8 protein-coding genes and 1 tRNA gene are annotated in these 6,695 nt (G+C 68.2%); 6 read left to right on the top strand and 3 right to left on the bottom strand.

The features are described 5' to 3' along the window. From V7053_RS04625 to V7053_RS04600, 6 genes are all read left to right on the top strand, one after another. On the top strand, positions 1-470 hold a 470-nt coding region (locus V7053_RS04625; protein WP_334171097.1), incomplete at its 5' end, for a CorA family divalent cation transporter. A 61-nt stretch (positions 471-531) separates the two neighbouring features. Then, positions 532-1,521, top strand: a complete 990-nt coding sequence (locus V7053_RS04620) for a malate dehydrogenase (RefSeq protein ID WP_334171096.1) — start codon at positions 532-534, stop codon at positions 1,519-1,521. A 70-nt stretch (positions 1,522-1,591) separates the two neighbouring features. Further along, the gene (locus tag V7053_RS04615) at positions 1,592-2,566 is read left to right on the top strand and encodes a glutamate ABC transporter substrate-binding protein (protein WP_334171095.1); all 975 of its coding nucleotides are present in this window, start codon (positions 1,592-1,594) and stop codon (positions 2,564-2,566) included. A 15-nt stretch (positions 2,567-2,581) separates the two neighbouring features. Then, positions 2,582-3,229, top strand: coding sequence for an amino acid ABC transporter permease (locus V7053_RS04610; RefSeq protein ID WP_334171094.1), 648 nt, complete (start codon positions 2,582-2,584; stop codon positions 3,227-3,229). Then, positions 3,226-4,077 carry an amino acid ABC transporter permease gene (locus V7053_RS04605; protein WP_334171093.1) on the top strand — a complete coding sequence of 284 codons (852 nt, stop codon included), beginning with the start codon at positions 3,226-3,228 and terminating at the stop codon, positions 4,075-4,077. The genes V7053_RS04610 and V7053_RS04605 overlap by 4 nt, the downstream gene beginning before the upstream one ends. 81 nt (positions 4,078-4,158) lie before the next feature. Beyond that, positions 4,159-4,635, top strand: a complete 477-nt coding sequence (locus V7053_RS04600; protein ID WP_334171092.1) for a DUF805 domain-containing protein — start codon at positions 4,159-4,161, stop codon at positions 4,633-4,635. A gap of 67 nt (positions 4,636-4,702) precedes the next feature. On the opposite strand, the gene V7053_RS04595 is transcribed toward V7053_RS04600, so the two are convergent. The 3 genes from V7053_RS04595 to V7053_RS04585 all read right to left on the bottom strand — a co-directional run bounded on the left by V7053_RS04595 (position 4,703) and on the right by V7053_RS04585 (position 6,541). Further along, positions 4,703-4,775, bottom strand: a tRNA-Ala gene (locus V7053_RS04595). Between the two features lie 122 nt (positions 4,776-4,897). After that, positions 4,898-5,842, bottom strand: coding sequence for a hypothetical protein (locus tag V7053_RS04590; protein ID WP_334171091.1), 945 nt, complete (start codon positions 5,840-5,842; stop codon positions 4,898-4,900). Between the two features lie 81 nt (positions 5,843-5,923). Then, entirely contained in the window at positions 5,924-6,541 is a 618-nt protein-coding gene (locus V7053_RS04585; protein ID WP_334171090.1) for a GNAT family N-acetyltransferase, read from the bottom strand. Positions 6,542-6,695: the final 154 nt, after the last annotated feature.

The raw sequence follows: 6,695 nt of genomic DNA, 5'->3' as shown, positions 1-6,695 counted from the left end.
GCCCTGCCGTCTCACGGCGCATCTACGAGCTCACACGAGAGGTCATCCAGTTCCAGCGGGCCATCCATCCGCTGCGCCACCTCATCGACGGTCTGGAGCGGGGATTCGAGAAGTACCACGTAGACCTCGAGCTCCAGCGAAGCCTCCGCGACGTGCGCGACCACGTAGAGCAGGTGATCTCGCGCGCGGATGCCTTCAGAGACATCCTGCAGAACGCGCTCGTGCTCGACGGGACCCTCACAGCGAGCCGGCAGAACGAGACCGCTCTCGCACAGAACGAGCAGGTCAAGCGGATCTCGTCATGGGCTGCCATCTTCTTCGCACCGGCACTCGTCACAGGAATCTACGGCATGAACTTCAAGAACATGCCCGAGCTCCAGTGGGACTACGGCTACCCCTACGGCCTCGCGCTCATGGTGGTCGCGGGGTTCGTCCTGTGGCTCATCTTCAAATGGCGCAAGTGGCTGTGAGCCGTGCTTAGACTGGGCGTGCTGCGCGCCGCCCCGGTGACGCGGCCTCACGAGGAGGACCATGACCGAGCCTCGCACGTCCACGGTGACCGTCACGGGCGCCGCCGGCCAGATCGGCTACGCCCTCCTGTTCCGCATTGCGACTGGCGCCATGCTCGGGCCCGCGACTCGCGTGAGGCTCCGCCTCCTCGAAGTACCGGCGGCCGTCCATGCGGCCGAGGGAACAGCGCTCGAACTCGATGACTGCGCGTTCCCGCTCCTCGACAGCGTCGACGTCACGGACCGGCCCGAGGTAGCGTTCGACGGCGCACACGTCGCCCTCCTCGTGGGTGCGCGCCCCCGCACGGCGGGGATGGAGCGCGCGGACCTGCTCGCTGCGAACGGCGGCATCTTCGGCCCGCAGGGGCGCGCCATCAACGACCACGCCGCGGACGAGGTCCGGGTGCTCGTCGTCGGGAACCCGGCCAACACGAATGCCCTCATCGCTGCGGCGCATGCGCCGGATGTCCCGGCCGAACGCTTCACGGCGATGACCCGCCTCGACCACAACAGGGGGCTTGCCCAGCTCGCTGCGAAGCTCGGGTGCCGCACGTCGGAGATCGACGGCCTCACGGTGTGGGGAAACCACTCTGCCACCCAGTACCCCGACATCACCCACGCGACCGCTGGTGGGCAGCCGGTCGCCTCGCTCGTAGACCAGGAGTGGGTCGAGCAGGAGTTCATCCCGCGCGTCGCTCGGCGCGGAACCGAGATCATCGAGGCGCGCGGAGCCTCCTCGGCAGCGAGCGCCGCGAGCGCAGCCATCGATCACGTGCACGACTGGATCTGGGGCACCGAAGCCTCCTGGACGTCAGCGGGCATCGTTTCGGACGGCTCCTACGGGGTACCGAAGGGACTCATCAGCTCCTTCCCTGTCCGTTCGGTCGAGGGGCGTTGGGAAATCGTTCCGGGGCTTGAGGTCCCGGAATTCTCGAGGATGCGCATCGAGACCTCGGTGCGTGAGCTTGAGCAGGAACGGGAGGCCGTGCGCGCGCTCGGACTCATCGAGTAGGAAGCCACGGCCTCTGGGGGCCACACTGCGGCCGACACGCGCGACCGCCACGGGAAGGGGAGGAACTGCCATGGATCGGATCGAGATTGGCCGGGGTGCGCTCTCGCGCCGCGGGCTCTTGGGCCTCGGGATCGGGGCCCTCGGGGCGGGAGCGCTCGCGGCATGCTCGAGCTCGCCCTCGCTCCCGGCGCCTTCGGGCTCGGGAAGCTCGGGCGGAGCATCTGGGTCGGTCATCGACCTCACGGCGTACGACGCGGTCCTGGCGAAGGGGGCCGTCGCAGACGCATCGCTCGTCGAGGCGAACGGCTGGGCGAAGGCCATCAAGGCCCGCGGCGTGATCAACCGCGGCGGAACCGATACCTCCTCCCTCTTCTCGCTGCGGAACCCCGCGACGGGCAAGGTTGCCGGGTTCGACGCCGGCATCTCCCAGCTCCTCGCGAAGTACATCACGGGCCAGCCCAAGGAGAACCTCAGCCAGGTGACGGTGGACACTCGCGAGACGCTCCTCCAGAACAACTCGGTGGACCTCGTCGTTGCGACCTACTCCATCACTCCGGCGCGGCAGCAGAAGGTCGACTTCGCCGGACCGTACTACGTCTCCCAGTCAGCGATCCTCGTGAAGTCCACCACGAACAACATCAACTCCGTCGACGATCTCGCGGGCAAGAACGTGGCCACGCAGTCGGCGAGCACCGGCGTCGCCCTCCTCCAGAAGTACGCGCCCAAGGCGAACGTCCAGACGTTCGACGACAACCCGAAATGCCTCGCGGCCGTTCAGCAGGGCAGAGTCGACGCGTACGTGATCGACCAGTCGATCCTGCTTTCGGACGCGGCGCAGAACCACGACGTCAAGCTCGTGGGCCAGCCTTTCGGCTCGTCGGACCCCTACGGGATCGGGCTGCACAAGGGCAGCGACGCGCTCGCGTTCGTCAACGCATGGCTCAAGGTGATGGAGGCCGACGGCTCCTGGGCGGCGCTGTGGAAGGCAACCGTCGGGCAGGTCGTCAAGACGGAGCCGCCCGCTCCCCCGGCCATCAGCGCCTGAAGCCCCGGGCACGCGATGCAGGAGCTGTTCACCACCTACCTGCCGGAGCTGCTCGCCGGGCTGTGGATGACGGCGAGGCTCACCGCGGTGAGCTTCATCGGCTCGCTCGTGCTCGGGACCTTCGCGGCGGCGTTCCGGATCAGCCCGATCGTCCCGCTGAGGGCCGTGGGCCGGCTCTACGTCGAGCTGTTCGTCAACATCCCGCTCATCAGCCTGCTCGTGGTCGTGACGTTCGGATTGCCCGACATCGGGATCACGTTCGACCTCTTCACATGCGCGGCGGTCTCCATGGCCCTGCTCGGCGGGGCCTTCACGTGCGAGGCGATCAGGACGGGGGTGAACGCCGTCTCGGTGGGCCAGATCGAGGCCGCCCGATCCATCGGGCTCGACTTCTTCGGCGTCCTCCGCCACGTCCTGTTCCCGCAGGCCTACCGGAGCGTCGTGCAGCCCCTCGTCAACGTCTTCATCGGCATCCTCCTGAGCTCCTCCCTGGCCGGCGTGATCGGAGTCAAGGACCTCACCCTGCAGGTCTCGGAAATCAACAACCAGGCGGCGCTCGGCCTCACGGCGTACATGGTGGCCGCATTCGCGTACGTCGTCATCTCCCTCCTCGCCGGAGGGTTTGGTGCTTGGCTCGAGAAGCGATGGAGGGTGCAGCGATGAGTTCACAAGAGCACGTGTTCGACGCCGTCGGGCCCCGCGGTCGGCGCGTCATCCGGATCGTGACGGCGGCGAGCATCCTGGTGATCGCCGCCGTCGTCGTCCTCATCATCCAGCGCTTCGGCGCTGCCGGGCAGCTCGCCGGCGATCGCTGGGCCGAGTTCACACAGTGGCCCTACATCCAGTTCCTCTTGGCCGGTCTCGGGAACACCGCGATCGCAGCGGGCGCATCCGCGGTGATCGCCATCCCCACCGCGCTCCTCATGGCGATCGGCCGCACGTCGCACCGGCCGTGGCTCCGGTGGCCAGCCACGGCCTACATCGAGTTCTTCCGCTCCGTTCCGCTGCTCCTCGTCGTGTACATCTTCGTGAGCGGGCTCCCGACCTACGGAATCAACCCGGACATCTTCTGGAAGCTCGTCATCCCGATCTCCCTGTGCAGCTCGGGGGTCATGGCGGAGATCTTCCGCGCCGGCATCCTGGCCCTTCCTGCGGGTCAGGTCGAGGCCGCGCTGAGCATCGGGCTGCGCCGCTCGCAGGCGACCCGTTTCGTCGTCCTGCCGCAGGCTGTGCGGATCGTCGTGCCATCGATGGTTGCCCAGCTCGTTGTGCTGCTCAAGGACACAACGCTGGGCTACGCCGTCAGCTACCCCGAGCTCATGAAGACCGCCAACAATCTCACGGCCTACACCAACCACCTCATCCAGACGTACCTCGTGATCGCCGCGGTCTACGTCGTGACCAACATCCTCATCTCGCACTTCGCGAGGTATCTCGAGCGGCGAATCTCCCGCCGGACGGCCCGCCCGGCGCGGGCGTCGCGGACAGGAGTGCCTGCCGGCATCGGGTGAGGGGGCCTTGGGCCCTTCCGGGCGAGCAGCGGCTGCTCCTAGCATGGGCGCTATCAATCCCTCGGCAGAGGAGGCCGGCCGATGGCCAGCTACCAGCCCAACTACTCACCTCAGGGCAACGTCCCTCTCGAACTCCCCTATTACGGCGCTCCGCCCGTGGACGCGATCAAACGCTTCTGGATGAAGTACGCGGTGTTCAGCGGGCGCGCCAGTCGCAGCGAATACTGGTGGTGGGCCCTCGCGTCCGCCATCGTGTCGGGCATCCTCAACGCCGCTGGTTCAACGGCAAACGGAAACACGGGGACGTCGACGGCGCTGGGCGGCCTGTGGTTCCTCGCGACCGTCGTCCCCTCGCTCGCCGTCGGGGCACGCCGGCTCCACGACGTGAACCTGAGCGCCTGGTTCCTCCTGCTCGCTCTCATCCCCGTGCTCGGCTGGATCGCTCTGTTCGTCTTCATGATCATGCCGCCGAACCCAGCGGGGCAGCGCTTCGACCGGCCAACTCAGGCCTATCCTCCGCCGCCCTATCCGCAACAGCCATACCCGCCGCAGGCGTGACTCGCCTCGACCTCGCGTGATCGCTTAACAAACTCAGGGACGCCCTTCCGGGCGTCCCTGACACACGTGGAGCCTAGGGGATTTGAACCCCTGACCTCTTCGATGCGAACGAAGCGCTCTACCAACTGAGCTAAGACCCCGTGGTGCTTGATGCGGGTTCAACCTTACTGGCCACAGACCTTCAAGACAAATTGGCCTGGCCCCTCGGCATCCCTCCAGCCACTGCACGCGGTGGCGGTCCGGAAGCCCGCTGCGGGAGGCCTCAAGCCCGACGACGCTGGAGGACTGCGTCGAGGTTGCCCAGCGCACCGCGAGCCGCCGGGCGTGCCGCAGGGACGGTCCTGACGCCCGACGCATCGTCGGGCTCGGGCTTCGGCCTGAGGGTCACCTTGCCCTCGGGTTTGGGCTGGCCCGGCTCCTCGAGCGGTTCGGGCGCCTCTCGCTCGGCCTTCGCCGACTCCATGTACGCGGACTTCGGCACCTCGACCGGCTCCCACGGCTCAACGTCCGCGACACCTTCGCGGCTCGCTGTCTCCGCAGCGGACTTCTGCGCGGCGCGCGCCACTTCGAGAGCCGCTGCGCGAAGATCGTCGCGGCTCAGGGGCGCCTTTGCCGGTTCGGCGACGGGCTGGTGGTCGAACACCTCTGTCGCCTCCCGACGAGGAGTCTCTGGGGCCCGGGGCGGGGCAACGGGCGAGGCAGCCGTGGCCGAGCGGAAGGCCGCGTCAAGGCGGCGCCGCCTATCCGCCACCGCGAGACGCCGCAGAACCACGACCGAGCCCACGAACACCGCGATCCCCGCAAGCGGCACGACTCCTCCCGTGATCCGGAGCGCGGCCAGCACACCTCCGATGGCGGCGACGAAGAGGCCGGCAAGACCGATTCCGGCCAGAGCGCACCGTCCCCAGCGGATTCGGAGCCTGCTGGGGCCCGGGTTCGGGTCGGTCAAGTGCTTCCCCTCCTCGGGGGGTCGATGGGCGGTGGTGAGGGGGGTTGGTCCGGGCTTCTCCGAGGCCATGCGGGGACCCTGCATCCCGACCGACGACGGCGCACGCGCCCCTTCGTCGTCGTCCGCGGTGGCCTCGGCCCAGTAGACGCCTGCGTCTCCGGCGGGCCGCACACGGCGCAACAGGTAGGGCGCACCCCACAGCAGCCACAGGACAACGGCGGCTCCGAGCACCGTCGAGCTGCTGAGAGTGAAGTCCATGACAAAACCGTAGGAGGCGAGCAGAGCGTGCCGCCGGATTCACGCCGGTGTGTCGTCAGACTCCGGCAAGACGCTCCGATTTCAGGCCCGGGACGCGAGCCAGCGAGCCGTCAGGCCCTCGGGCACCTCTTCGGCCGTGAGGGCAAACGATTCGTGGTCCGCCCACCGTCCCGCGATGTGCAGGTACCGCGGGCGAAGTCCCTCGTACCGGAACCCGAGCTTCTCGACGACCCGAAGGCTCGGGCTGTTCTCGGGCCTGATGTTGATCTCCATGCGGTGCAGGCCCAGGGAGAAGAAGCAGTGGTCGGTGGCCAGAGCCACCGCCGTAGGGGCGATCCCACGGCCCGCGTGCTCATGGTCGACCCAGTAGCCGAGCGTCGCCATGAGGGCAGAACCCCAGATGATCGAAGAGACCGTCAACTGGCCCACGATGGGCGGCCGGGCCTCATGCGGGTCCGCGAGCGTGATGACGAACGGCAGCGCCGAACCCTCGCGCGCCTGCTGGTTCAGCGAGCGAACCATCTGGCGGAAGGTGGGGAGGCTTCCCCCGGGCTGCGGATTGGATGCCTCCCACGGCGCGAGCCATTCAGCGTTCCGTGCACGGAGCGCCATCCACTCGGCGCGGTCGGAGAGGCGGATCGGCCGCAGACCGATATCGCCCGATTCGAGCGAGACCGGCCAGACGCCGGGCCCCCACATCGCCGTCAGGCGCCTGCGGCCGAGGGCACATCCGCACCCTCGGACACGAAGTCTCGCAGCCAGGAGCGGAGTTCCTCACCGAACTCCTCGCGTCCGCAAGCGAGGGTGACGACGGCCTTGAGGTAGCTGAGCTTGTCCCCCGTGTCGTACCGGC

This window comes from Sinomonas sp. (assembly GCF_036848755.1).
In the GTDB taxonomy this organism is placed as follows: Bacteria; Actinomycetota; Actinomycetes; order Actinomycetales; family Micrococcaceae; genus Sinomonas.
Note: the sequence above shows the minus strand (reverse complement) of the source record. Positions and strands in the feature narration are given on the sequence as shown.

Bases quoted from the DNA above. Each gene is read 5' to 3' on its own strand.
- V7053_RS04620 (WP_334171096.1), top strand. From the start codon at position 532: ATGACCGAGCCTCGCACGTCCACGGTGACCGTCACGGGCGCCGCCGGC.
- V7053_RS04615 (WP_334171095.1), top strand. From the start codon at position 1,592: ATGGATCGGATCGAGATTGGCCGGGGTGCGCTCTCGCGCCGCGGGCTC.
- V7053_RS04610 (WP_334171094.1), top strand. From the start codon at position 2,582: ATGCAGGAGCTGTTCACCACCTACCTGCCGGAGCTGCTCGCCGGGCTG.
- V7053_RS04605 (WP_334171093.1), top strand. From the start codon at position 3,226: ATGAGTTCACAAGAGCACGTGTTCGACGCCGTCGGGCCCCGCGGTCGG.
- V7053_RS04600 (WP_334171092.1), top strand. From the start codon at position 4,159: ATGGCCAGCTACCAGCCCAACTACTCACCTCAGGGCAACGTCCCTCTC.
- V7053_RS04590 (WP_334171091.1), bottom strand. From the start codon at position 5,842: ATGGACTTCACTCTCAGCAGCTCGACGGTGCTCGGAGCCGCCGTTGTC.
- V7053_RS04585 (WP_334171090.1), bottom strand. From the start codon at position 6,541: ATGTGGGGGCCCGGCGTCTGGCCGGTCTCGCTCGAATCGGGCGATATC.